Origin of the sequence: Desertibacillus haloalkaliphilus (assembly GCF_019039105.1) — a bacterium.
GTDB classification, from domain to species: Bacteria; Bacillota; Bacilli; order Bacillales; family KJ1-10-99; genus Desertibacillus; species Desertibacillus haloalkaliphilus.
Genome location: NZ_JAHPIV010000210.1, coordinates 1 through 410, shown reverse-complemented (window position 1 = coordinate 410; position 410 = coordinate 1). Strand labels below are relative to the sequence as shown.

The window sequence follows — 410 nt, the reverse complement described above, 5'->3', positions numbered from 1 at the left end:
CCTTTTTCCCCCTTTCTTTTCCCCTTCCTCCTCTCTCTTCCCCCTCCCCCCCTCCTTTCTTCTTTTTTTTCTCTTCTCCCCTTTCCTCCCCTCTTTTTCCCCTCCTTCCCTCCTTTTCTCCTCTTTCCCCTCTCCTTCCTTTTCTCTCTTCTCCTCCCCTCCTTCTCTCTCTCCCCCCTTTCTTCCCTTCTCCTTCCCTTCCCCTCCCCTCCTTTCTTCCTTTTTTTCTTCTTTCTTTTTCCTTTTCTCTTTCCCTTTTTTTCCTTTTTTCTCCTTCCCTTTCCTTTTTTTTTTCTTCTTTTTTTTCTTTCCTTTTTTTTTCTCTTTTCTCCTTTTTTTTTCCCTTTTTTTTCCTTTTTTCCCCTCTTTCCTTTCTTTTTCCCCCCTTCTTCCCCTCTTTCTCTTCTCCC

At 43.7% G+C, this 410-nt stretch carries 1 protein-coding gene; it reads right to left on the bottom strand.

Going from position 1 to position 410, the window contains the following annotated elements; all coding sequences use genetic code 11:
* A partial coding sequence (locus tag KH400_RS29830; protein WP_217228151.1) for a hypothetical protein occupies positions 1 to 410 on the bottom strand: 410 nt, incomplete at both ends.